20 protein-coding genes are annotated in these 22140 nt (G+C 75.1%); 7 read left to right on the top strand and 13 right to left on the bottom strand.

Annotation, left to right across the window (positions count from 1 at the left end; all coding sequences use genetic code 11):
• Positions 1 to 94: 94 nt before the first annotated feature.
• The 6 genes from BD833_RS00215 to BD833_RS00190 all read right to left on the bottom strand — a co-directional run bounded on the left by BD833_RS00215 (position 95) and on the right by BD833_RS00190 (position 7451).
• The gene (locus tag BD833_RS00215; protein WP_243737354.1) at positions 95 to 895 is read right to left on the bottom strand and encodes a TIGR03084 family metal-binding protein; all 801 of its coding nucleotides are present in this window, start codon (positions 893 to 895) and stop codon (positions 95 to 97) included.
• The gene (locus BD833_RS00210) at positions 892 to 2457 is read right to left on the bottom strand and encodes a class I adenylate-forming enzyme family protein (RefSeq protein ID WP_243737353.1); all 1566 of its coding nucleotides are present in this window, start codon (positions 2455 to 2457) and stop codon (positions 892 to 894) included. The genes BD833_RS00215 and BD833_RS00210 overlap by 4 nt, the downstream gene beginning before the upstream one ends.
• A gap of 69 nt (positions 2458 to 2526) precedes the next feature.
• A complete protein-coding gene (locus BD833_RS00205; protein ID WP_166531123.1) occupies positions 2527 to 3786 on the bottom strand; it encodes an ABC transporter substrate-binding protein in 1260 nt (419 codons plus the stop codon).
• The gene (locus BD833_RS00200) at positions 3783 to 4946 is read right to left on the bottom strand and encodes a branched-chain amino acid ABC transporter permease (protein ID WP_166531122.1); all 1164 of its coding nucleotides are present in this window, start codon (positions 4944 to 4946) and stop codon (positions 3783 to 3785) included. The genes BD833_RS00205 and BD833_RS00200 overlap by 4 nt, the downstream gene beginning before the upstream one ends.
• Positions 4939 to 5829 (bottom strand): branched-chain amino acid ABC transporter permease, encoded by an 891-nt coding sequence (locus BD833_RS00195; protein WP_166531121.1) that lies wholly within the window; start codon positions 5827 to 5829, stop codon positions 4939 to 4941. Before BD833_RS00195 ends, BD833_RS00200 begins: the two co-directional genes overlap by 8 nt.
• Positions 5826 to 7451, bottom strand: coding sequence for an ATP-binding cassette domain-containing protein (locus BD833_RS00190; RefSeq protein ID WP_243737352.1), 1626 nt, complete (start codon positions 7449 to 7451; stop codon positions 5826 to 5828). Before BD833_RS00190 ends, BD833_RS00195 begins: the two co-directional genes overlap by 4 nt.
• Before the next feature lie 161 nt (positions 7452 to 7612).
• Here BD833_RS00190 and BD833_RS00185 point away from each other — a divergent pair, with 161 nt between their 5' ends.
• Entirely contained in the window at positions 7613 to 8497 is an 885-nt protein-coding gene (locus BD833_RS00185) for a PaaX family transcriptional regulator (RefSeq protein WP_166531119.1), read from the top strand.
• A gap of 72 nt (positions 8498 to 8569) precedes the next feature.
• Here BD833_RS00185 and BD833_RS00180 read toward each other — a convergent pair whose 3' ends face one another.
• From BD833_RS00180 to BD833_RS00165, 4 genes are all read right to left on the bottom strand, one after another.
• Entirely contained in the window at positions 8570 to 9715 is a 1146-nt protein-coding gene (locus BD833_RS00180) for an epoxide hydrolase family protein (RefSeq protein ID WP_166531118.1), read from the bottom strand.
• A 72-nt stretch (positions 9716 to 9787) separates the two neighbouring features.
• Positions 9788 to 10615, bottom strand: a complete 828-nt coding sequence (locus BD833_RS00175) for a PaaX family transcriptional regulator (protein ID WP_166531117.1) — start codon at positions 10613 to 10615, stop codon at positions 9788 to 9790.
• A gap of 115 nt (positions 10616 to 10730) precedes the next feature.
• Positions 10731 to 11399, bottom strand: coding sequence for a CoA transferase subunit B (locus BD833_RS00170; RefSeq protein WP_166531116.1), 669 nt, complete (start codon positions 11397 to 11399; stop codon positions 10731 to 10733).
• The gene (locus BD833_RS00165; protein WP_166531115.1) at positions 11399 to 12223 is read right to left on the bottom strand and encodes a CoA transferase subunit A; all 825 of its coding nucleotides are present in this window, start codon (positions 12221 to 12223) and stop codon (positions 11399 to 11401) included. Before BD833_RS00165 ends, BD833_RS00170 begins: the two co-directional genes overlap by 1 nt.
• Before the next feature lie 209 nt (positions 12224 to 12432).
• Between BD833_RS00165 and BD833_RS00160 the strand changes: the two genes are divergently transcribed.
• Entirely contained in the window at positions 12433 to 12870 is a 438-nt protein-coding gene (locus BD833_RS00160; protein ID WP_208092252.1) for a TFIIB-type zinc ribbon-containing protein, read from the top strand.
• 9 nt (positions 12871 to 12879) lie between these two features.
• Here the strand turns inward: BD833_RS00160 and BD833_RS00155 are convergent, their stop codons facing one another.
• Complete coding sequence (locus tag BD833_RS00155) at positions 12880 to 13893, bottom strand: anti-sigma factor RsbA family regulatory protein (RefSeq protein WP_166531114.1); 1014 nt, start codon at positions 13891 to 13893, stop codon at positions 12880 to 12882.
• 167 nt (positions 13894 to 14060) lie between these two features.
• Here BD833_RS00155 and BD833_RS00150 point away from each other — a divergent pair, with 167 nt between their 5' ends.
• On the top strand, positions 14061 to 15485 hold the full coding sequence (locus BD833_RS00150; protein ID WP_166531113.1) for an NADP-dependent succinic semialdehyde dehydrogenase: 1425 nt from the start codon (positions 14061 to 14063) through the stop codon (positions 15483 to 15485).
• Positions 15486 to 15498: 13 nt separating this feature from the next.
• On the opposite strand, the gene BD833_RS00145 is transcribed toward BD833_RS00150, so the two are convergent.
• On the bottom strand, positions 15499 to 15843 hold the full coding sequence (locus BD833_RS00145) for a UBP-type zinc finger domain-containing protein (RefSeq protein WP_166531112.1): 345 nt from the start codon (positions 15841 to 15843) through the stop codon (positions 15499 to 15501).
• Positions 15844 to 15988: 145 nt separating this feature from the next.
• Here BD833_RS00145 and BD833_RS00140 point away from each other — a divergent pair, with 145 nt between their 5' ends.
• Genes BD833_RS00140 through BD833_RS00130 form a run of 3 tightly spaced genes read left to right on the top strand, consistent with a single transcriptional unit; the run spans position 15989 to position 19945 of the window.
• Positions 15989 to 17647: an FAD-dependent oxidoreductase gene (locus tag BD833_RS00140; protein ID WP_166531111.1), complete on the top strand. Its 1659-nt coding sequence runs from the start codon at positions 15989 to 15991 to the stop codon at positions 17645 to 17647.
• A complete protein-coding gene (locus BD833_RS00135) occupies positions 17644 to 19083 on the top strand; it encodes an ATP-binding protein (protein WP_166531110.1) in 1440 nt (479 codons plus the stop codon). The genes BD833_RS00140 and BD833_RS00135 overlap by 4 nt, the downstream gene beginning before the upstream one ends.
• Before the next feature lie 22 nt (positions 19084 to 19105).
• Positions 19106 to 19945: a hypothetical protein gene (locus BD833_RS00130; RefSeq protein WP_166531109.1), complete on the top strand. Its 840-nt coding sequence runs from the start codon at positions 19106 to 19108 to the stop codon at positions 19943 to 19945.
• Between the two features lie 7 nt (positions 19946 to 19952).
• On the opposite strand, the gene pdxY is transcribed toward BD833_RS00130, so the two are convergent.
• Positions 19953 to 20804, bottom strand: a complete 852-nt coding sequence (gene pdxY, locus BD833_RS00125) for a pyridoxal kinase PdxY (protein WP_166531108.1) — start codon at positions 20802 to 20804, stop codon at positions 19953 to 19955.
• A 136-nt stretch (positions 20805 to 20940) separates the two neighbouring features.
• On the opposite strand from pdxY, the gene BD833_RS00120 reads away from it, so the two are divergent.
• Entirely contained in the window at positions 20941 to 22137 is a 1197-nt protein-coding gene (locus BD833_RS00120; RefSeq protein WP_166531107.1) for a CaiB/BaiF CoA transferase family protein, read from the top strand.
• Positions 22138 to 22140 lie beyond the last annotated feature (3 nt).

The raw sequence follows: 22140 nt of genomic DNA, 5'->3' as shown, positions 1-22140 counted from the left end.
GCTCCTCAATGTGCTGGTGCGGTGCGGACTGTGCGGGTGCGGGCCCGTCGGGAGGACGGCTGCGGTGCGGGGGAGTGCGGTCAGGGACGTGCGGTCAGGGGCGCGGCGCCGCCGTGGCCGGCCGGTCGGTTCCCGGCGGGCCGGCGAAGGCCTGGGCGAGGTCGAGCCACCGGTCGGCGTCCGGACCGCGGGCCCGGAGGGCGAGGTCGTCGCGGTGCCGGCGGCGGGTCACCCGGAGGCAGAGGTCGAGCGCGGGGCCCTGGACCCGCTGGTCGGCGTCCGCCGGCCCCCACGTCCACAGCTCCCCGCCGGGACCGGTCAGCTCCACCCGGAACTCGTGCTCCGGGACGGGCTCGCCGCGCTGCCGGAAGGCGAAGTCGCGGGTGCGGACGCCGAGGTGGGCGACGGCGCGCAGCCGGGGGGTGGCGGGGGTGTCCCGGCCCAGGGCGTCGCGCACGTCGACGCCGTGCGCCCAGGTCTCCATGAGGCGGGCCGTCGCCATGGAGGCCGCGCTCATGTCCGGCCCGAACCAGGGGATCGCCGTCCCGGCCGGCAGGCCGGCCAGCGCCGTGGCCAGCGCGGCGCGCGCCGTCCGCCACCGGTCCAGCAGCTCGGCGGGCGGGGCGGCCGCGCCCTGCGCCGCGGCGTCGTCCACCGCCCGGGCGAGATCGGGCGCCGCGTCCCGCTCGGCCCGGAACCGCGCCGGCTCCCGCACCGCGTCGGCCGCCACCTGGTCGGTCCAGGCGAGGTGGGCGATCTGGTGCGCGACGGTCCAGCCGGCCGCGGGCGTCGGCGTGGCCCACGCGCCGTCCGGCAGCCCGGCCACCAGCCCGTCGAGCCCGTGGCCCTCCTCGGCCAGGTCGCGCAGCAACCCGGCGAGCAGGGGCGCGGTCACGAGGGCCGCCCGGACGCCGGCGCGGGGTCGGCGGCGGCCATCCGGCGCAGCTCGGCCCGCTGGATCTTCGTGGAGGCGGTCATCGGCAGCTGGTCGACGACCCGCCAGGAGCGCGGCACCTTGAACGGCGACAGCCGGCTCCGGCAGTGCTGCTCGAGCTGCGCGGGATCGATCCCGGCGGCATCGATCCCGGGTTGGGCGGCCGGCACCACGAAGGCGACGACCAGCTCACCCCAGCGCTCGCTGGGTGCGCCGACGACGGCCGCGCGGGCGACCGAGGGGTGGCCGGCGAGGACCTCCTCGACCTCCTCGGGCGAGACGTTCTCCCCGCCGGTCTTGATCATGTCCTTGAGCCGCCCGACCATCCGGCAGGCGCCCGTGGGATCCATGACCGCCAGGTCCCCGGTGTGCAGCCAGCCCTCGGGGTCGATCGCGGCCGCGGTCGCCGCCGGGTCGTCGTGGTAGCCGGGGGTCAGCCGCGGCCCGCGCAGCCACAGCTCCCCGGGCTCGCCCGGCGCGACGGGATCGCCGTCGGGACCGGCGATCCGCACGTCCGTCCCGGCCAGCGGCCGGCCGACCGTCGTCCGGCGCACCTCGGCCGGATCGCCCGGCGACGGCAGCAGCGCGGAGCCGCACGTCTCGGTCATGCCGAACGTCGTGATCAGCGGTGCGCCGAAGGTCTGCTCCACCCGGTCGACGAAGGACGGGCGCACGGTCTGGCCGCCGGTGAAGACGACGCGCAGGCTGCTGAGGTCGCTCGTGCCGATCTCCGGCCGGTCCATGAGCAGGTCGAGCAGGGTCGGTGCCGCCGACAGCAGCGTCGCGTGCCGCTGCGCGACGAGGGCCAGCACGCGGGCCGGCTCGAAGGCCACCACCACGTGCTCGGCCCGCTGCCACAGGGCGCCCATCACGCCCAGCACGTTGCCGGCGGTGTGGAACAGCGGCATCGGATCGATCCAGACCCCGCCGGACGGCAGGCCGATCCGCGCCACGAAGGCCGCGGAGGTGGCGACCATGCCGGAGTGGGTGATCCGGACGCCCTTCGCCCGGCCGGTCGTCCCGGAGGTGAACTGGATCTGGGCCAGGCTCCCGGGGTCGACGTCGGGCAGGCCGGACGGCCGGTCGCCCCCGCCGGCGAGCAGGGCCCGCCAGTCCCCGGCGCAGGGATGCACCAGCACCTCGTGCGGGAGGCGCCGGGCGACCGCGGCGGCCGTCTCGGCGACCTGGCTGCCCGCCACCTCCACGGCGGCGTGGACCGACGCCGCGCCCGACAGCGCGAGCGCGTGCTCGAGCTCCGGCGCGCTGCTGCGCGGGTTCACCGGGACCAGCACCATGCCGGCCAGCGCCACCCCCAGCTGCAGCAGCACCGCCTCGGGCCCGTTGGCCAGGCAGGTGGCGATCCGCGTGCCCGGGGCGTGCCGGGCCAGCAGCCCGGTCGCGACCCGCTCGGCGTCGGCCAGCAGCTCGGCCGCCGTCCAGACGGCGTCCCCGGCCGGGCCGGGAACCCGCAGCAGCGGGTCCCCGCCCCCCAGCCGGGCGGCCCGGCGGAGCACGTCACCCACGGCGTGCTCCGCCAGGTCCGCGGCGGGCGGCGCGATCAGCTCACATCGCTCCACGGTGGACGGCACGGCTCACTCGAAGCCGTAGCTGGCGGCGCTCGGTCCCTCGAAGGTGTCGACCACGGCCAGGCCCCCCGGCGCGTCGGCGTCGGCGCGGGAGACGTAGACGGTGCGCGTGGGCGGCTCGGTCACCTCGGTGTAGTCCAGCGGGGTGGCGAACAGGCCCTGGGTCTCCAGGTCCGAGGTCTCCCGCATCGCGGTGACCACGCCCTCCGGGGTCAGGGTGCCCGCCTCGCAGGCGCCCTCGATCGCGTCGCGCAGGAGCTCTCCCTGCGCGTAGGCCAGCGGGACCTCCCAGCCCAGCTCGCCGTCCGGCGCGACCTCCTCGTACAGCTCGGCGGCGGCCTGCGGGCCGGGCTCGTCGGAGCTGTAGGGCGCGATGCTGGTGGTCGTGTAGAAGTTCTCCAGCAGCGTCGGCCCCGCGGTGGTCTCCAGCAGCGACGGGCCGAAGGTCGGCGTGTTGCCGATGATGGGGATGTCCATGCCGAGCGAGCCCATCACGCCGGCCAGCGAGGCGAGCTGGGCCGGGGCGGCGCCGAGGATCACGCCCTGCACCCCGGCCTCCTGCAGGGCCGAGACCTGGGCCGAGAGGTCGGTGTCGCGCGGGGTGATCTCCACCGGCACGATTTCCAGGCCGCGCTCGGCGGCGGCGTACTGCGCGCCGGCCAGCGAGTCGCTGCCGAAGTCGCCGACGAAGTAGACGACGCCGATCTTGTCGCCCTCCTGGAGCCCCAGCTCGTCGACCAGGTAGTCGACCGCGTTGGCGCTCTCGACGCTGTACGTGGTGCCCGGGATCTGCGCGTTCTCGTACTCCAGGGCGACGCTGGCCCAACCGTGGCCGCCGAGGTACATCCCGTCCTGCTGGGCCAGCGGCAGCACCGCCGCCGAGGTGGGGCCGCCGAGGACCTGCTGCAGGGCGATCACGTCGGAGGACATGCTGCGGAAGAGCGACACCGCCTTCTGCGGGTCGTAGCCGTGGTCCTGGACCTGCAGCTCGATGTCCCGGCCGCAGATGCCGCCGTCGGCGTTCACCCGGTCCCAGTAGCCCTGCGTCTCGGCCACCTGCACCGCGGCGCCCGCGGCGAAGGGGCCGGACAGGTCGGTGAGCATGCCGATGCCGATGGTCTCGTCGGTGACGCCGGCGCCGGTCTCCACGTCGCTGCCGCCATCGCCGCTGTCGGTACCTGCGGCGTCGGGGTCGGTCGTGGAGCAGGCGGCGAGCGCGAGCGTGCAGCTGGCCACTGCGAGGACGGTGCGGGTCCGGTGCTTCATGGAGTGGTCTCCTTCGACCTGGTGGGAACGCCGGGGGACGGGACGGTCGGGGTGGTCTCGGCGCCGGTGCGCGGAGCGGGTGCCGGCGGCAGCCCGCTCGGATCCGGGGCGGCGGCGGAGCGGAAGGCGAGCCGGTCGAAGGCCCCGGCGAGGCCGCCGCGCAGGAAGAGGAGGACGGCGATGATCGCGGCTCCGTAGAGCAGCCGGGAGACCGTCGCGGCGTCCAGCCCGCCCGAGCCGGGGGCGGCGAGGAACGGCAGGTCGGAGCTGTACTGGGTCAGGACCAGGGGCAGGGAGACGACGAAGACCGCGCCGACGGCCGCGCCGCCGATCGAGCCGAGCCCGCCCAGCACGATCATCACCAGGAAGTCGATCGACAGCTGGAGCCCGAAGACGTCCGGGGCGATCCGCCCGTAGGCCAGGGCCATGAGGGCACCCGCGATGCCGGCGTAGGCAGAGGAGACGACGAACGCGGTCACCTTGGCCCGCGCCACGTTGATCCCCATGGCGGCCGCGGCCACCTCGCTGTCCCGGACGTTGGCCAGCGCCCGGCCGGTCCGGCTGCGGACCAGGTTGGTGGCGATCCAGGCCGCGAGGAGGGCGACCGCGAGGAACAGGTACCAGAGCCGGTGCAGGCCGCCCAGCTCCACGCCGGCCACCGCGAGGTAGTCCGGGTCGCTGTTGCTGAAGCTGAACCCGGGGACGGCGAACGACTCGACCGCGCGCCCGTTGAACCCGCCGGTGATCGTCTCCGCGTTGACCATCAGGTGGCGGGCCAGGAAGACCAGCCCGATGGTCGCCAGGCCCAGGTAGATGCCGCGCAGCCGGCCGGAGATCGGGCTGAAGAGGGCGCCGGCCACGGCGGCGGCCAGCCCGGCGAGCACCAGCGCGAGCACCGGCGGCAGCCCGAGCCCCGCCGCGCGGCCGCCGCTCTCCCCGGCGGTCCACGCGTAGGTGTAGGCGCCGAGCGCCGCGAAGAACGCGTGCCCCAGCGAGAGCTGCCCGGCGCGGCCGACCAGCAGCGTGAGGCCGATGGCGCCGACCACCGCGGCCATCACGAACAGCCCGGTCTGCAGCCAGAAGTCGTCGAGCAGCAGGGGGAGGGCCAGCGCGGCCAGCAGCGCGAGGGCGCCGCCGATCCTGCGGACGGGCTCAGACACGGACGGCCTCCTTGCTGCCGAAGAGACCGGAGGGGCGGACCAGCAGGACGAGGATCATGACCAGGTAGGGCACGACCTCGCCGAAACCGCTGCCGAGGACGTGCAGCTCGGCCTCGTAGCCGACGGCCAGCGCGGTGGCCACGCCGACCACCAGGCCGCCGACGATGGCGCCGACCACGGAGTCGAAGCCGCCGAGGACCCAGGCCGGGATCGCGGCGAAGGCGCTCAGCGCGACCGTCGGGGCCACGCCGGGGGCCGGGAAGGAGGCCAGGAAGATGCCGGCGATGGCGGCCAGTGCCCCGGCCAGGGCCCAGCCGGCGGCGCCGGTGCGGGAGAGCCGGATGCCCATGAGGGAGGCGGTGTCCCCGTCGGCCGCGGCGGCCCGCATGGCGACGCCGGTGCGGGTCCGGGCGAAGAGGAACCACAGCGCGGCGAAGAGCACCACCGCCACCAGGGCGGCGAGTGCCCGGCTGGTCGGCAGGCTCACCCCGGCGAACTCCACCCGGTCGGCGCCCCAGGGGGCGCCCATGGGGATCACCCGGTTGCCGATCCGGCGGGTGAGCTCGGTGAGCAGCAGGATGTCGACCCCGAGCATGAGGATGGCCGCCGTCCCGGGGTTGGCCTCGGCGAGGTTCCGCACCAGCACGGCGTTGATCAGCACCCCGAGCAGGGCGGCGCCGGCGATCCCGACGGCCGCCGCCGCCCAGAAGCCGACGGTGGGCTGCAGCACCGCGACCAGGTAGGCCCCGGCGAGCAGCACCGAACCGTGCGCGAAGTTGAGCACGCCGGTCGCGGTGAAGACGATGACGAACCCGACGGCGATGAGGCCGAGGACCAGCCCGTAGGACAGCCCGTTGGCGAGCTGGGTCAGCAGGTAGCTCACGCCGCCGCCTCCGTCCCGAGGTAGGCGCGCAGCACCTCGGGGTCCCGCTGGACCTCCCGCGGCGTCCCCTCGGCGATGCACCGGCCGAAGTCGAGCACGGTGACGCGCTCGGCCAGGCCCATGACGAAGGGCATGTCGTGCTCCACGAGGATCACCGACAGGCCGAGCTCCTGCTGCACCGCGCGGATCGCGTCGGCCATGACCGTCGACTCCCCGTGGGTCATGCCGGCCACCGGCTCGTCGAGGAGCAGCAGCGTGGGCTCGGCCGCGAGGGCCCGGCCCAGCTCCACCCGCTTGCGGTCGCCGTAGGACAGCGTGTGCGTCGAGCGGTCGAGCAGGCGCTCGATGCCGAGCAGGGCGGCGATGCGGCGGACGGCGTCCCGTTCGGCACGTTCCTCCCGGCGGGCGCGCGGCAGGCGCAGCGCCTGCGACAGGGTCCCGGCGCGCATCACCCGGTGCCGGCCGACCAGCAGGTTGTCCTCGACGCTCGCGTCCAGGGACAGCGAGATGTTCTGGAAGGTGCGGGCGATCCCGAGGTCGGCGATGCGGTGGGCCGGCAGCGTGCTCAGCACCTGATCGCCGTAGTGCACCGTGCCGCTGGTGGCCCGGTACGCCCCACCGAGGACGTTGATGCAGGTCGACTTGCCGGCGCCGTTGGGCCCGATCAGCGCGTGGATGCTCCCGGCCTCGACGGTGAAGGAGACGTCGGCGAGGGCGGTGATGCCGCCGAACCGGACGGTGAGGTCGGCGACCCGGAGCTGCCGGGCGTCAGCGGCCGAGGACCGCTGGAGGTGGACGGCGCCCGGTGCCGGAGCCGGGGGCGCCGGAGCGTCGGGAGCGGCGGGAGCGTCGGCGGCGGGGGGAGCGTCGGCGGCGGGGGCGGCGACGCTCACCCCGAGGTAGCGGTCCCGGATGTCGTCGGTCGCGGCCAGCTCGGCCGAGGACCCCTCGGCCGCCACCGCACCGACCTCGAGGACGTAGGCCCGGTCGGCCACCCGCAGCCCCATCGCGGCGTTCTGCTCGATCAGCAGGACCGAGGTGCCCTGGGCGTGGATCTGGGCGATGATGTCGCCGATCTGCTCGACCAGCTGCGGCGCCAGGCCGAGGGACGGCTCGTCGAGGAGGAGCAGCGTGGGCGAGGTCATCAGCGCCCGGCCCATGGCGAGCATCTGCTGCTGGCCGCCGGAGAGCAGGCCGCCGCGCTGGTGCCGCCGCTCGGCCAGGATCGGGAAGAGGTCGAAGACCCGGTCGGCGGCCTCCTTGCGGGCGACCGCGTCGCGGACCGTGTAGCCGCCGGCGCGCAGGTTGTCCTCCACGGTCAGGTCGCGGAAGATCCGCCGGCCCTCGGGCGCCTGGACGAGCCCGGCGCGCACGACCCAGGAGGCGTCGCGCCGGGCGAGGTCCTCGCCCTGGAAGCGGATGGTGCCGGCGGTGACCGCGCCCCCGACGGCCCCCAGCGAGCGGGAGATCGCGCGCAGCAGGGTGGTCTTGCCCGCTCCGTTGCTGCCCAGGACGGCCACCACGGAGCCGGTGTCGACGCGCAGCGAGACGCCGCGGAGCGCCTGGACGGCGCCGTCGTACGCGACGGCGAGGTCGTCCACGGTCAGGATCGGATCGGGCACGGGGGAGCCTTCCAGACGGTGGTCCCGGACGGACCCGCAGGATTGCGGCCGCGACGCCCCTTCGTGTCGGGCGTCACAAGAAAGGTAGAGCCGGTAGTGACGTACGTCAAGAAGGTGTCTAACGTCTATCTCGAGGCCCATCGCCTCGACAGGAGGCAGAGATGACGGCAGTGGACGACCTCGCGGCCGGCGGCCGGGGCGGCGGGCCGGACGGCGCGGGGGCGGACCCGGAGGGTGCCGGCCCCCACCGGCCGCAGGCGCTGGTCTTCAGCTTCTTCGGCGGGGTGGTGCTCCGCCGCGAGGACGCCCCGCCGATCCCCTCGTCGGTGTTCCTGCGCGTGCTGGACGGGCTGGGGGTCGCCGAGGCGGCGGCCCGCGCCACGCTGGCCCGCATGACCCGCAAGGGCCTGCTGGAGCGCACCCAGGTCGGCCGGGCGGCGTACTACCGGCTCAGTCCCGAGACGAGCGCGCTGGTGGAGCGGGCCGGGGTCCGGGTCGCCTCGGCGACGCCGTTCGAGCACCCCGACGAGACCTGGACGCTGCTGAGCTACTCCATGCCGGAGAGCCGCCGGGACCTGCGGCACCGCGTCCGGGCCGCGCTGACCTGGGCGGGCTTCGGCGGCCTGCGCGACGGGGTCTGGATCGCCCCGGGGACGGTGGACGTGGCCGAGGTGTTCGCCGAGGGCGGGCTCGAGGAGGTCACCGAGCTCGCGGAGTGGTTCGCGGCCACGCCGCTGCCGGGCGTGCGCGTGGACGAGCTCATCCGCCGGGCCTGGTCGGTCGACCGCATCCGCGAGCGGCACGACCAGTTCATCGCCGCCTGGTGGGCCGGCCCGCACGAGGGCGACCCGCTGGGCCAGATCACCCGGCTCGGCGCCGACTGGCTCCAGCTGCTGCGGACCGATCCGGGGCTCCCGGCGCGCCACCTCTCCGCCGACTGGCCCGCAGCCCAGAGCACCGCTGTCTACCGCCGCTGCTACGAGGCGCTCCTGCCCGCGGCCGCACGCGGTCTCGACGACGAGCTGGGCCGCGCGGTGGCGGGCTGACACCCCGCCGTCACTCGCCGTCGCGCTGACGCCCGTCATCGGTGCGTCCAGCGTGACGCGCCGGCGGCCCGGCTACCGCAGCGGGCGGAAGAACCCCCGGATGTCGCGGACCAGGACGTCGGGCTCCTCCATGGCGGCGAAGTGCCCGCCCCGGTCGTGCTCGTGCCACATGCGCAGGTCGCGGTAGTGGGCGCGGGCCCACTCCTCGGTCGGCTGCAGGATCTCGTGGGGGAACAGCGAGACCCCCGTGGGGACGTCGACGGTGGGAGCGCGGCTCGCCGGGTCCTGCGCCATCTCCCAGTACATCCGCGCCGACGAGCCGGCCGAGCCGGTGAACCAGTACGTGGCCACGTGGTCGAGGATGCGGTCGGCCCCGAGGACGGCGACCGGGTCGCCGCCGCAGTCGGACCAGGACCAGAACTTCTCCAGGATCCACGCGCACTGCGCGGCGGGGGAGTCGGCAAGGCCGTAGGCCAGCGTCTGCGGCCGGGTGCGCTGCTGCATGTGGTACGCGGAGTCGACGGTGCGGAAGCGCTCGGCGGCCCGGTTGGCGCGCTGCTCCCGCTCGCTGAACTCCGTCCGGCCGGCCGGGGGTGCGCCGATCGCCATGTTGAGGTGGATGCCCACGACGCGGTCGGGGTGCCGGGCGGCCAGGTTGGCCGACACGAACGAGCCCAGGTCCCCGCCCTGCGCGCCGAAGCGCTCGTGACCGAGCCGGGACATGAGCTCGGCCCAGGCGTCGGCGACCCGGGGGATCCCCCAGCCCGGCCCGGTGGGCTTGCCGCTCCAGCCGAACCCGGGGAGGGACGGCGCCACCACGGTGAACGCGTCGCGCGGGTCCCCGCCGTGCGCGGCCGGATCGGTCAGCGGGCCGAGCACCGCGAGGAACTCGGCCACGGACCCGGGCCACCCGTGCGTCAGCACGAGGGGCAGCGCGCCGGGGTGGGCCGACGGCGCGTGCAGGAAGTGCACGGACAGGCCCTGCACATCGGTCGTGTACTGCTCGACCGCGTTCAGCCGGGCCTGCCGGCCCTGCCAGTCGTAGTCCTCGGCCCAGTAGCGGCACAGCTCCCGCAGGTACTCCAGCGGAACGCCCTGCGACCAGTCCCCGACGGTGGCGGGGTCCGGCCAGCGGGTGGCGCGCAGCCGGCGCCGGAGGTCCTCGACGTCCTCGTCGGGCACGGAGATCGCGAAGGGGGTGACGCCGGGGATGGGCACCCGGTCACCGTAGCGGCGCGACCGGCGCAGCTGCCCGGATCGCCGTCCGGGAGGCCGGGGCGGGAGCGCTGGTCAGCGCAGGGTGCGGGCCCACGCCATGAGCTCGGTGAAGGCCGCCCGCGCGGACGGCTCCAGGGCCTCGGAGGCGCTCCGGTGGACCGCCGCGGACCGGGCGGCGGGCCAGTCCTCGCCGAGGTGGACCTGGGGCAGGACCGGATCCTGGCGCAGCAGGCGGATCCAGTGCGCGCCGAGCAGCGTGTAGGCGGCGACGGGGTCCAGGTCGCGCGCCGGGGGCCCCTCCCAGCGCGCGATGAAGGCCTCGTGCTCCCGGCGCAGCGCGTCGAGGTCCCAGGCGCGCCGGACGAGGCGGCCGACATCGGTACCCGGTGCCGGGCGGACGACGAAGCCGTCGATCTGCACGCTCTCGTCGGTCACCGGGAGGGTGAGCACGCGGTCGAGCGGCACCTGGCCGGGCGCCATCCACAGCCCGTCCCGCACGCACCCGAAGCCGACCCAGGCCAGCCGGGAGCGCAGCCGGTGCCGGACGTCGCGGTGCGCCTCCGGCAGGGAGAAGCTCAGCAGCGTCCAGTCGCTGCTCTCCTGGTGGAACGGGGCCTCCGCCCGGACCCGGTCCCGGCCCTCCTCGAGGAGCCGCCGGGAGGAGGCGGTGAGCGCGTAGCTGACCACCCGCCCCTCCTGGCTGCGGGCCAGGAAACCGCGCTCGGTCAGCCGGGTCAGCGTCGCCCGGGTGGCTGCCTGCCCAACCCCGAGGTTGCCGAGCACCTCCAGGAAGACCCGCGTCGGCACGGGCTCGTCGAGGTGCTCCAGGACCAGCGCGCCCCCCAGCGCGAAGAGGAGGTCCTGCGGCTTCGGGGACGCCCCCGCACCGCGCTCCGTCATCAGCCCTCCGCCGTGCCCTGGAACGGCGCGCCGCTGGTGGGCCCGGTGCGGCCGCGGTCGTTCCCCGCCCGCATCATGCCGTGGCCGGAAGGGCACCGCCCCGGCGGCCGGGTGCTCAGACCGACGCGGGCAGCGGCATCTCGCGGACGTCGTCGGCGACGGTGAGCGGGGCGCCGGTCGCCGCCACCACCTCGTCGACGGTCACGCCGGGGGCGGTCTCCCGGAGGACCAGGCCGTCGGGCGTCACGTCGATGACGGCGAGATCGGTGACGACCCGGTCGACGCACGCCTTGCCGGTGAGCGGCAGGGTGCACTCCTCGACGATCTTCGGCGACCCGTCCCGGGCGACGTGCTCCATCATGATGATCACGCGCCGCGCGCCGTGGACCAGGTCCATGGCGCCGCCCATGCCGTTGACCATCTTGCCGGGGATGAGCCAGTTGGCGAGGTCCCCGCGGGGGTTGACCTGCATCGCCCCCAGGACGGCGACGTCGAGGTGCTTGCCGCGGATCATCCCGAACGACAGCGCCGAGTCGAAGAAGCTGGCGCCCGGCAGGATCGTCACGGTCTCCTTGCCGGCGTTGATGAGGTCGGGGTCCTCCTCGCCCTCGAAGGGGTACGGGCCGACCCCGAGCACGCCGTTCTCCGAGTGCAGGACGACGTGGACGTCGTCGGGCACGTAGTTCGGCACCAGCGTGGGCATGCCGATGCCCAGGTTCACGTACTGGCCGTCCTCCAGCTCCAGCGCCACCCGGGCGGCGAGCTGCTCACGGGTGAGACCCATCAGGCACGTCCTCCGAAGGTCGGGTCGGTCGGCCCCTCGTCGCCGGCGGCGGCGGGGGCGTCGAGCTGGGCCTGGCTGCGCGGCCGCGTCGTCCGCTTCTCGATCTTCTTGTCCGCACCGCCCACGACCACGACGCGGTCGACGAAGACCCCGGGGAGGTGCACGTCGCCCGGGGCGAGCTCGCCGGGCTCGACCAGCTCCTCGACCTCCGCGACGGTGACGCGGGCGGCCATGCCGGCCAGCGGGTTGAAGTTCCGCGCGGACTCGGCGAAGACCAGGTTGCCGTGCCGGTCGCCGACCGCCGCGCGCACCAGCCCGAAGTCCGCGGTCAGCGCGGTCTCGAGCACGTACTGCTCGCCGTCGAAGACGCGCACCTCCTTGGGCGCGCTGGTCTGGACGACGTTTCCCTCGGCGTCGTAGCGCACCGGGATGCCGCCCTCGGCGACCAGCGTGCCGACGCCGGTGGGCGTGTAGAAGGCGGGGATGCCGGTGCCGCCGGCGCGCAGCCGCTCGGCGAGCGTCCCCTGTGGAGTGAGCTCCACCTCCAGCTCGCCGGAGAGGTACAGCCGGGCCAGCTCCGCGTTTCCGCCGACGAAGGAGCTGATCGTCCGGCGGATGCGGCCGGCGTAGAGCAGCACGCCGAGGGCCTGGTCGTCGACCCCGCAGTTGTTGGAGATGGTGGTCAGCTCGTCGGCGCCCTGCTGGAGGAGCGCGTCGATGAGCTGGAACGGCACGCCGCACAGCCCGAAGCCCCCGACGGCGAGCACCGATCCGCTGGTGATGTCGGCCACGGCATCGCGGGGAGTCGCTACGACCTTGTCCACGTCAGGCCTCCCGGGTGGGCGGAGCCGGGGGAACGGCCACCCGGGGCGAGTGCGTGTGCGTCCGATCCACCAACTGCTCCCATCGGTCCGGCTGCGGTCCGGCCAGTATCTACGCCGGGATCGGCGGTGACGACGCGGAGGCCCACTGGACGGAATGCGCCCGGCGCCCGCCCCGGGAACTCCGGCGGACCGGAGCCCGTTGCGCGGGCATGGAGCTGACCTGCCCGAAGTGCCACGGGGCGATGCGGACCTACGAGCGCAACGGCGTGCACGTCGACCAGTGCGCCGACTGCCGGGGGATCTTCCTCGACCGGGGGGAGCTGGACCGGCTGATCGACGCGGAGAACGCCTGGCACGGCGACGACGCCCCCCGGCGCCCCGAGCACGGGGAGCGGGACCACCGGGAGCGGGACCACCGGGAGCGGGACCACCGGGAGGGCGAGTACCGGGAGCGCGAGTACCGGGAGCACGGGGAGCACGGCCGCCAGCACACCGGCTCCCAGCCGGGGGCCGGGTCCGCCGCCGGGCTGAGCGGCGTCGTGGGCGAGGTGCTCCGGCAGGTGCAGGGCGCCTCGCACTCGTCGCACTCGTCGCCGTACTCGAAGCGGCGGAAGAAGGAGTCGTTCCTGGGCGACCTGTTCGGCTGAGGCCCCGGTTCAGGGCAGCAGCGTGGTGAGCCGGACGCCGACCCCGCCGTCGCCGGGGTGGTGCCGCCCGCCGGAGATGTCGACGTGGTCGCACAGCTGCCGGGCCAGCCACAGGCCCATCCCGCCGCGGGAGAGGTCCGCGCCGTGGGCGGGGCCGTAGCCGGCGAACGGGTCGTCCCAGCCGGGGCCGCCGTCGCTGATCGTGCAGACGATCCGGTCGGGCGCGGTCCACAGCCGCAGCCCCACCGGCGGCACGCCGTGCCGGACGGCGTTGGAGGTCATCTCGTCGACGGCGAGCAGGAAGTCCTCGACCAGGTCGGCCGGCGCGGCGACCGTCGCGAGCGCCGCGCCCACGGTGTGCCGCAGTCCGATGAAGTCGGCGACGTCCGCGGCGGCGAGCAGCGGGGGAGTGCGCTCCAGCGGCTCGTCGGGCACCGGCAGCGCCCGCAGGTACGAGGCGGGATCGGTGAAGCCCGGGCTCGGGAGGTGCCCGTCCGGCGTCGCCAGCCAGCCGTGCGTTCGGCCGGCGGACTCGACGACGGGCCCGGGTAGCCGCTGGGTGTCGAACGCGCAGACGCCCCAGAGCTGCCAGCCGGAGAGCGCCACGTTGATGACCGACTCGTAGCGCTCCCACTCCAGCCACTCGCGTTCGGTCAGGCCGTAGTCGACCTCACCCAGCACCCGCACCCGCGGGGCGCCGGCAGCCGTGCACCGCGCCGCCAGCCGGCGGAAGGTGGTGATGGCCTCCGGGGTGCGCGGCCGGTAGACCTCGTGCCGATCGACGACCAGCAGCCGCGGGTCGTCGTCGAGGGCCTCGCGCAGGGCGGCGGCCGAGTCCGGCCGGGCGGCGACCACGGCCGCCTCACCGCGCTCCAGCCCCTCGCGCAGGAACGGGGCGGCCATCGCGACCAGCTCGTCGGTCGAGTCGTAGAGGAGGGCCTCGTGCGGGAACTCGTGCGGGAACTGGTGCGGGAACTCGTCCGGAGCCGGCTGCCCGGCTCCGCCCGTCGTCGTCCCGTCCACGTGTGCTCCCGCTGTCCGCCCCCTGCTGGACCGTGGCACCACGGTAGGCCAGTCCCTGCCCCGGGTCTCCCCGGGGGCGCCGCCCGCCGGGCACCCGGGCCCCCGGCGGGCGGTTTCGGCGGGCCTCGTACGGGCAGGGCACGGACCGACCAGGAGGGGAGAACACCATGGCCATCGCCACGATCAACCCGGCCACCGGAGAGACGCTCGCGACCTTCGAGCCGCTCACCGACGAGGCGCTCGAGGAGAAGATCGCCCGGGCCGACCGCGCGTTCGCGAGCTACCGCACGACCTCACCGCAGGAGCGGTCCGGGTGGCTGTCCGCCGCCGCCGACGTCCTGGAGGCCGACACCGACTCCGTCGCCGAGCTCATGACCACCGAGATGGGCAAGACCCTCGCCTCGGCCAAGGCCGAGGTGGGCAAGTGCGCGACGGCGCTGCGCTGGTACGCCGAGCGCGGCCCGGCCTTCCTCGAGCCGGAGGAGAAGGACGCCGGCGCGGTCGGGGCGCAGCGCGCCTACGTCGTCCACCAGCCGCTGGGCGTGGTGCTGGCGATCATGCCGTGGAACTTCCCGCTCTGGCAGGCGATGCGCTTCGCCGCCCCGGCGCTGATGGCCGGCAACGTCGGCCTGCTCAAGCACGCGAGCAACGTGCCGCAGACGGCCCTGTACATGGAGGAGCTCTTCCGCAAGGCCGGCTTCCCCGACGACGTCTTCCAGACGCTGCTCATCGGCTCCTCGACCGTGGAGAAGGTGCTGCGCGACGACCGGGTCGTGGCCGCGACCCTCACCGGCAGCGGCCCGGCCGGGCAGTCGGTGGCCGCGATCGCCGGGGACGCGCTGAAGAAGACGGTGCTGGAGCTCGGCGGGTCCGACCCGTTCATCGTGATGCCCTCGGCGCACCTGGACCGGGCCGCGGAGGTGGCCACCACCGCCCGCAACCAGAACAACGGGCAGAGCTGCATCGCCGCCAAGCGGTTCTTCGTGCACCGCGACGTGGCCGAGGAGTTCACCCGGCTGTTCGCCGAGAAGATCGGTGCGCTCACCGTCGGCGACCCGATGGCGGAGGACACCCAGGTGGGCCCGCTGGCCACCGAGTCCGGCGTGCAGGACGTCGAGGACTACGTGGCGGACGCCCGCGCCAAGGGCGCGACGGTGGCGGTCGGCGGGCAGCGGCTGGACCGGCCCGGCTGGTTCTACGCCCCCACGCTGCTCACCGGCGTCACCCCGGAGATGAAGGTGCACTCGGAGGAGGTCTTCGGGCCGGTCGCCGCGCTCTACTCGGTCGACTCCCTCGACGAGGCGATCCGGATCGCCAACAGCCACGTGTACGGGCTGGGCTCCAACCTCTGGAGCGAGGACGAGGACGAGCGGGCGCAGTTCGTCCGCGACATCGCCTCGGGCATGGCCTTCATCAACGGGATGACCGCCAGCTACCCGGAGCTGCCCTTCGGCGGGATCAAGCAGAGCGGCTACGGCCGGGAGCTGACCGGGGTGGGCATGCGGGAGTTCATGAACGCCAAGACGGTGTGGGTCGGCGGCCCGAGCAGCGAGCAGGCCGAGCGCAGCACCGCCGGGTCCGCCGCGGAGTAGGTGCCGGCGCCCCTCAGTGCAGCCGGGTGGCCCAGTCGGCGGGCACCCGGCCGCGCGGCCCCGGCGCGGGCTGGTCGTGGGGGTGGTGCTGGGGCGGGGCCAGTGCCGCCCCGGCCACGGCCCGCTCCTCCCCGAAGTGCCAGAACCAGTCCTCTCCCGGCTCGAAGCTGCGGATGACCGGGTGCCCGGTGGACGCCGCGTGGGCCCGCGCGTGCTGCTGGGGGGAGGAGTCGCAGCACCCGATGTGGCCGCAGCGCGCGCAGCGGCGGAGGTGGAACCACCAGCCGCCGGTCTGCTCGCACTCGACGCAGCCCGGGCCGCTGGGGAGGGCCGCGGGATCGATGGGAGGTTCGGTCATGGCTGGACTCCGGGGAGAGGGGCGAGGTCGACGGGGACGACGCTACGACCGCTGTCCAGGTGCACCGGCCGGTCCGGAGGCGGGGCTGTGCCGGGGGACCACGGCCGACTAGCGTCCTGCCCGGCAGCTGCCGAGGGGAGTCGTGATGGGCAAGCCGGTGCTCCTCAGCGTCGACGACGACCCCGGGGTCTCCCGGGCCGTCGCGCGCGACCTCCGGCGGCGGTACGGCGAGGAGTTCCGCGTGCTGCGGGCGTCGTCGGCCGCGGAGGGCCTCGAGGCGCTGCGCGAGCTCAAGCTGCGCGGCGACCCGGTGGCGGTGCTGCTGGCCGACTACCGGATGCCGGAGATGAACGGCATCGACTTCCTCGAGATGGCGATGGACCTGTTCCCGCGGGCCCGCCGCGCGCTGCTCACCGCCTACGCGGACACCGACGCCGCCATCTCGGCGATCAACGTGGTCGACGTCGACGCGTACCTGCTCAAGCCGTGGGACCCGCCGGAGGAGAAGCTCTACCCGGTCGTCGACGCCATGCTGGCGGCGTGGCGGGAGACGCCCGACCCGGAGGTCGAGGGCGTCAAGCTCGTCGGCCACCGCTGGTCGGCGCCGTCGTTCCGGGCCCGGGACCTGCTCGCCCGCAACGCCGTGCCCTACACCTGGTTCTCGGTCGACGAGCCGGAGGGCCAGCGGATCCTGGCCGCCGCCGGGGCGGGCAGGGAGGACATCCCGGTCGTGGTCACCCCCGACGCGCAGGTGCTGCTGCACCCCACCGAGTCCGAGCTCGCCGCCGTCGCCGGCCTGGCCGTGGACCCGCGGGAGGTGTTCTACGACCTGGTGGTGGTGGGCGGCGGGCCGGCCGGCCTGGGCGCCGCGGTGTACGGGGCGTCGGAGGGCCTGCGCACCGTGCTCGTGGAGCGCGAGGCGACGGGCGGGCAGGCCGGGCAGAGCAGCCGGATCGAGAACTACCTCGGCTTCCCGGACGGCGTCTCCGGTGGACAGCTGGCCGACCGCGCCCGCCGGCAGGCGGTGCGCTTCGGCGCCGAGCTGCTGCTGACCCGGGACGTCGTCGCGCTCGAGGCGCACGGTCCCAAGCGGGTGGTGCGCTTGGACGACGGCCGGGTGCTCGCCGCGCACGCCGTCGTCCTGGCCACCGGGATCTCCTACCGCAGCCTCGGGGTGGACGGCGTCGACGACCTCACCGGGCGCGGCGTCTACTACGGGTCGGCGATGACCGAGGCCGTGGAGTGCACCGACCGCGACATCTTCGTCGTCGGCGGCGCCAACTCCGCGGGGCAGGCCGCCGTGTACCTGTCCCGCTTCGCCCGGTCGGTGTGCCTGCTGGTCCGCGGTGGATCGCTCGAGGCCTCGATGTCGGCGTACCTCATCGAGCAGATCGCCGGCATCCCCAGCATCTCGGTGCGGACCTGCTGCACGGTCGCCGGCGCGCAGGGCGACGGGCACCTCGAGGCGGTCACCGTCCAGGACTCGACGACGGGGGAGCGGGAGACGCTGCCCGCCAGCCACCTGTTCGTCTTCATCGGCGGCGCGCCGCGGACCGGGTGGCTCGACGGTGCCGTCGTCCGCGACCAGCACGGGTTCATCCCGACCGGCCCGGCGCTGCTCACCGACGGACGGCGGCCGGCGGGGTGGGCACCGGACCGGGACCCCTACCTCCTGGAGACCAGCCTGCCGGGCGTCTTCGTGGCCGGCGACGCCCGCTCCGACTCGGTCAAGCGCGTGGCCTCCGCCGTCGGCGAGGGGGCCATGGCGGTCACGCTGGTGCACCGGTACCTGGGGGAGCGGTGACCACGACGGAGCGGCGGCTCCCGCCCGAGGAGCTGCGCGAGCTGTTCCTGTTCGAGGACCTGGACGACGACCAGCTGGCCTGGGTGGCGGCCAACGGCGACGTCGTGGACTGCCCGGCCGGCTCGGACGTGTCGGTCGAGGGCGAGCCGGCCGAGTGCTTCTTCGTCCTGCTCGACGGCACGATGACCATGTCCCGCCTCGTCGGCGGGGCCGAGGTGGAGACCGTCCGCACGTCCGCCCGCGGGGTGTACTCCGGCGCCGTGCAGTTCTACTTCGAGGACCGGCTGGAGCAGCGGTACCCGGCGACGGTCCGCGCGGCAACCGACTGCCGCTTCCTCGCGCTGCCGGCCGGGCCGTTCGCGGCGGTGTTCCGGCGGTGGTACCCGATGGCGGTGCACCTGCTCGAGGGCATGTTCGTGGGCCAGCGCAACGCCGCCGAGCTGGTCGGCCAGCGGGAGCGGCTGCTCGCGCTCGGCAAGCTCACCGCGGGCCTGACGCACGAGCTGAACAACCCGGCCGCCGCGGCCGCCCGGGCCACCGAGGCGCTGCGGGACCGGTTCGCCGGCATGCGGCACAAGCTGGCGCTGCTGTCGGAGGGCACGCTCGACGGCGAGGTGCTGCGGTCGCTGACCGGGCTGCAGGAGGAGTTCGTCGGGCGCATCGCCGGGTCCCGGGAGCTGTCCGCGCTGGAGCGCTCCGACCTCGAGGACGCGCTCGGGGACTGGCTGGACGGGCACGGCGTGGCCCGCCCGTGGGAGCTGGCCGGCGTCTTCGTGGCTGCCGGGCTGGGGTCGGTGGACCTCGACCGCGTGGCCGGCGCCCTCGCCCCGGGCTTCCTGGAGCCGGCGCTGCGCTGGCTGGCCTACACCGTCGAGACCGAGACGCTGCTGCTGGAGATCACCGACAGCACCCGGCGGATCTCCGAGCTCGTGGACGCGGCCAAGCAGTACTCGCAGATGGACCGGACGCCGCACCGGCCCACCGACCTGCACGTGGGCCTCGACGCGACCCTGGTGATGCTCGGCGGCAAGATCGGCCCGGGCGTCACCGTGGTCAGGGACTACGACCGCGGGCTGCCCGAGGTGCCGGCCTACGCGGGCGAGCTCAACCAGGTGTGGACCAACCTGGTGGTCAACGCCCTGGACGCGATGGCCGGCTCGGGCACCCTCACCGTCCGCACCGCCCGGGAGGGCGACCGCGCGCTGGTGGAGATCGCCGACACCGGCCCCGGCATCCCGGCCGAGCTGCGGCCCCGCGTGTTCGAGCCCTTCTTCACCACCAAGCCGGTCGGGCAGGGCACCGGGCTGGGCCTGGACGTGTCGTGGCGGATCGTCGTCAAGCGGCACGGCGGGGACCTCCGGGTGACCTCGGTGCCCGGGGACACGCGCTTCCAGGTCCTGCTCCCGGTGACCGAATCGACAGGTGCCACCGGCTGACCGGTCGGGGACAGTGGAGCGCGTGTTCGACGTCGACTGGATGGGACTGCTGACCCGCGAGGTGCTCCGCGAGCGCGGGGCGGCGCTGATCGCCGAGAGCTGCGCCTGGGCGGTGGGGCTCTCCGACCGGCCGCACTACCGGCGCCGCTCCGGGCGGGTGGTGCCCAGCGGGCTGACGGTGGGCGAGCGCGCGGCCGGCGGGCAACCGCTGGGCGGCGAGGAGGACGCCCGGGTCGACCTCGAGGACGCCCGCCCGGGCAGCTTCCTGGATGCGCTCACCATGATCGGCCCCGACGGCCGGCTGGAGGCCGAGCGCTTCGACGACGAGGTGCTGGTGCCGTTCGTGGCCGAGACCTGCCGCCTGGCCGGGGAGCGGGCGCGGGCGGACCGGCCGGCGGACTGGGCGGAGCTGGCCGACGACCTGGGGGAGGACCCGGCCGACGTGGCCGACGTCGTGCGGGCCGGCGGCTGGGCGGCGCCGCTGCGCATCGACGCCGAGCACCTGGTGCTCGCCGCGCTCCGCGACGCCCCGCTGATCGCGGTGGAGGCCGAGGGGCTGCCCCTGTCCCTGGTGCGCGCCGCGGAGGCGGCCACCCGCGCCGCGGAGGCGGCCACCCGCGCCGCGGCACCGCAGCCCCCGCCGGGCCCCGACGAGAGCCTGGCCGGCGCGCTCTTCCTCGCCCGCGCGGCGCTGGACTCCTCCGGCGCCACCGTGCCGGTGCCCCCGGAGGAGGCCGACCTGCTGCTGGCCGCGCTCGGCGACGCGGGGCTGGAGCCCGACGAGGTGACCAGCGTGCTGCCCCACCTGCCGGTCGAGGAGCCGACGATCACCCGGATCGAGGCCACCCTCGCCGAGTTCTGAGCGAGGGTCAGACCTCCTCGACCGGGAACGAGCGGGACGGCGCCACCAGCTCCTCCTGCGCCGCGATCAGCAGGATCTCCCGGGAGCGGGCGTCCTCCGTGCGCTGGAGCAGCCCGAACACCGAGGCCGCCGCCCGGCCGAGCGCCTCGGCCGGCGAGCGGGTGTCCAGCCAGTGGGCGAGGAAGAGCGCCGCGATGGCGTCGCCCGCCCCGTTGACCGAGACCCCCAGGCGCGGCGTGCGCACCCGGAAGTGCCGGCCGCCCTCCGACGCCAGCAGGTCGACCGCGTCGTCGGGGGTGTCCTCGGCGACCAGCGAGGTGGTGAGCACCGCCCGCGGGCCCAGCGCCTGCACGGCGGCGACGGCGTCCTTCACCGAGGCCAGCGAGCGGGTGGTCGCGCCGGAGAGCAGGTCCAGCTCGTAGTGGTTCGGCGTCACGACGTCGGCGGCGGGGACGGCGACCTCCCGCATGAACTCCGCGATGCCCGGGCGGACGAACACCCCGCGGCCGACGTCGCCGATCACCGGGTCGCAGCAGTAGACCGCCTGCGGATTGGCCTCCCGCACCCGCGCGACGGTGCCCACCACGGCGTGGCCGATGTCGGCCGAGCCCAGGTAGCCCGACAGCACCGCGTCGCAGCTCCCCAGCACCCCGCGGTCGGCCACGCCCTGCACCAGCTCGTCGATCGACTGCCCGTCGTAGACCCGGCCGGTCCACGCGCCGTAGCCGGTGTGGTTGGAGAACTGGACGGTGTGCACCGGCCACACCTCCACCCCGAGGCGCTGCAGGGAGAACACGGCGGAGGAGTTGCCCACGTGGCCGTAGGCGACGTGCGACTGGATGCTCAGGACGGCGGTCACGACAGGCACCCTGGCACATCCGCCGCCCTCCTCCGGCAGGTCGGTGCGGTGGACAGGGCGCGACGGGCCGTCGGACACTGCCCGCGATGCGGACAGCGGTCCGCTCGATCCGGACGACGAGGGGTGCCGACCACCGATGACTGCCGACGGAACCGGGCCCGACGACACCGGGGCGGCCGCTCCCGGACCGCTCGCCGGGCTGCTGGTCGCCGACTTCTCCCGCATCCTGGCCGGGCCGTACGCGACCATGCTGCTGGCCGACCTCGGCGCCGAGGTGATCAAGGTCGAGGGGCCGCACGGCGACGACACCCGCACCTGGCAGCCTCCGGTCCGCGACGGGGTCTCCACGTACTACATCGGGACGAACCGCAACAAGCGGTCGATCGCCCTCGACCTCGCCGACCCCGGCGACGTCGCCGTCGCCCGCGAACTGGCGCGGCGGGCCGACGTGCTCGTGGAGAACTTCAAGCCCGGCGGCCTGGCCCGGTTCGGCCTGGACTACGACACGGTGGCCGAGACGAACCCGGGCGTGCTGTACGCCTCGGTCAGCGGGTTCGGCAGCGGTCCCGGCGGGGCCGCCCTGCCCGGCTACGACCTCATCGTGCAGGCGATCTCGGGCTTCATGAGCCTGACCGGCGACCCCGACGGCTCGCCCTACCGGGGCGGGGTCGCGCTGTTCGACGTCATGGCCGGCCTGCACGCCACGGTCGGGATCCTCTCGGCGCTCAACCACCGGCACCGCACCGGCGAGGGGCAGCACGTCGAGGTCAACCTGCTGTCCTCGGCGCTGTCCGGGCTGGTCAACCAGACCAGCGCGTACGTCGCCGGTGGCGTCGTGCCCTTCCGCATGGGCAACGGCCACCCGAGCCTGTACCCGTACGAACCGCTGCCCTGCGCCGACGGCGACCTGATCATCGCGGCCGGCAACAACGGGCAGTTCCGCCGGCTGGTCGAGGTGCTCGGCGTGCCGGAGCTCGCCGACGACCCGCGGTTCAGCCGGAACGAGGACCGCACGGCCCACCGCGACGAGCTCCGGCCGCTGCTCGCCGACCGGCTCCGGACCCGCAGCAAGCAGGAGTGGTTCCGCGACATCATCGCCGCCGGGGTGCCGTGCGGGCCGATCAACACCGTCGACCAGGGGGTCGCCTTCGCCGAGGAGGTGGGGCTGGAGCCCGTGGTCCCGGTGGGGGAGGGCGCGGCCGCCGTCCCGACGGTCCGGAACCCGATCACCTTCTCGGGGACGCCGCCGGCCTACCGGCTGCCGCCGCCGGGCCTCGACGAGCACGGGGCGGAGCTGCGCCGCTGGCTGAGCGCTCCCGAGGAGTCGCCGTGACTC

The sequence above is a fragment of the Blastococcus xanthinilyticus genome (assembly GCF_008124835.1).
In the GTDB taxonomy this organism is placed as follows: Bacteria; Actinomycetota; Actinomycetes; order Mycobacteriales; family Geodermatophilaceae; genus Blastococcus; species Blastococcus xanthinilyticus.
This window is presented reverse-complemented; position numbering and strand designations above follow the sequence as displayed.

Coding starts and splice junctions, on each gene's coding strand:
- BD833_RS00205 (WP_166531123.1), bottom strand. CDS start 3,786: ATGAAGCACCGGACCCGCACCGTCCTCGCAGTGGCCAGCTGCACGCTC.
- BD833_RS00185 (WP_166531119.1), top strand. CDS start 7,613: ATGACGGCAGTGGACGACCTCGCGGCCGGCGGCCGGGGCGGCGGGCCG.
- BD833_RS00175 (WP_166531117.1), bottom strand. CDS start 10,615: ATGACGGAGCGCGGTGCGGGGGCGTCCCCGAAGCCGCAGGACCTCCTC.
- BD833_RS00170 (WP_166531116.1), bottom strand. CDS start 11,399: ATGGGTCTCACCCGTGAGCAGCTCGCCGCCCGGGTGGCGCTGGAGCTG.
- BD833_RS00160 (WP_208092252.1), top strand. CDS start 12,433: ATGGAGCTGACCTGCCCGAAGTGCCACGGGGCGATGCGGACCTACGAG.
- BD833_RS00150 (WP_166531113.1), top strand. CDS start 14,061: ATGGCCATCGCCACGATCAACCCGGCCACCGGAGAGACGCTCGCGACC.
- BD833_RS00145 (WP_166531112.1), bottom strand. CDS start 15,843: ATGACCGAACCTCCCATCGATCCCGCGGCCCTCCCCAGCGGCCCGGGC.
- BD833_RS00140 (WP_166531111.1), top strand. CDS start 15,989: ATGGGCAAGCCGGTGCTCCTCAGCGTCGACGACGACCCCGGGGTCTCC.
- BD833_RS00120 (WP_166531107.1), top strand. CDS start 20,941: ATGACTGCCGACGGAACCGGGCCCGACGACACCGGGGCGGCCGCTCCC.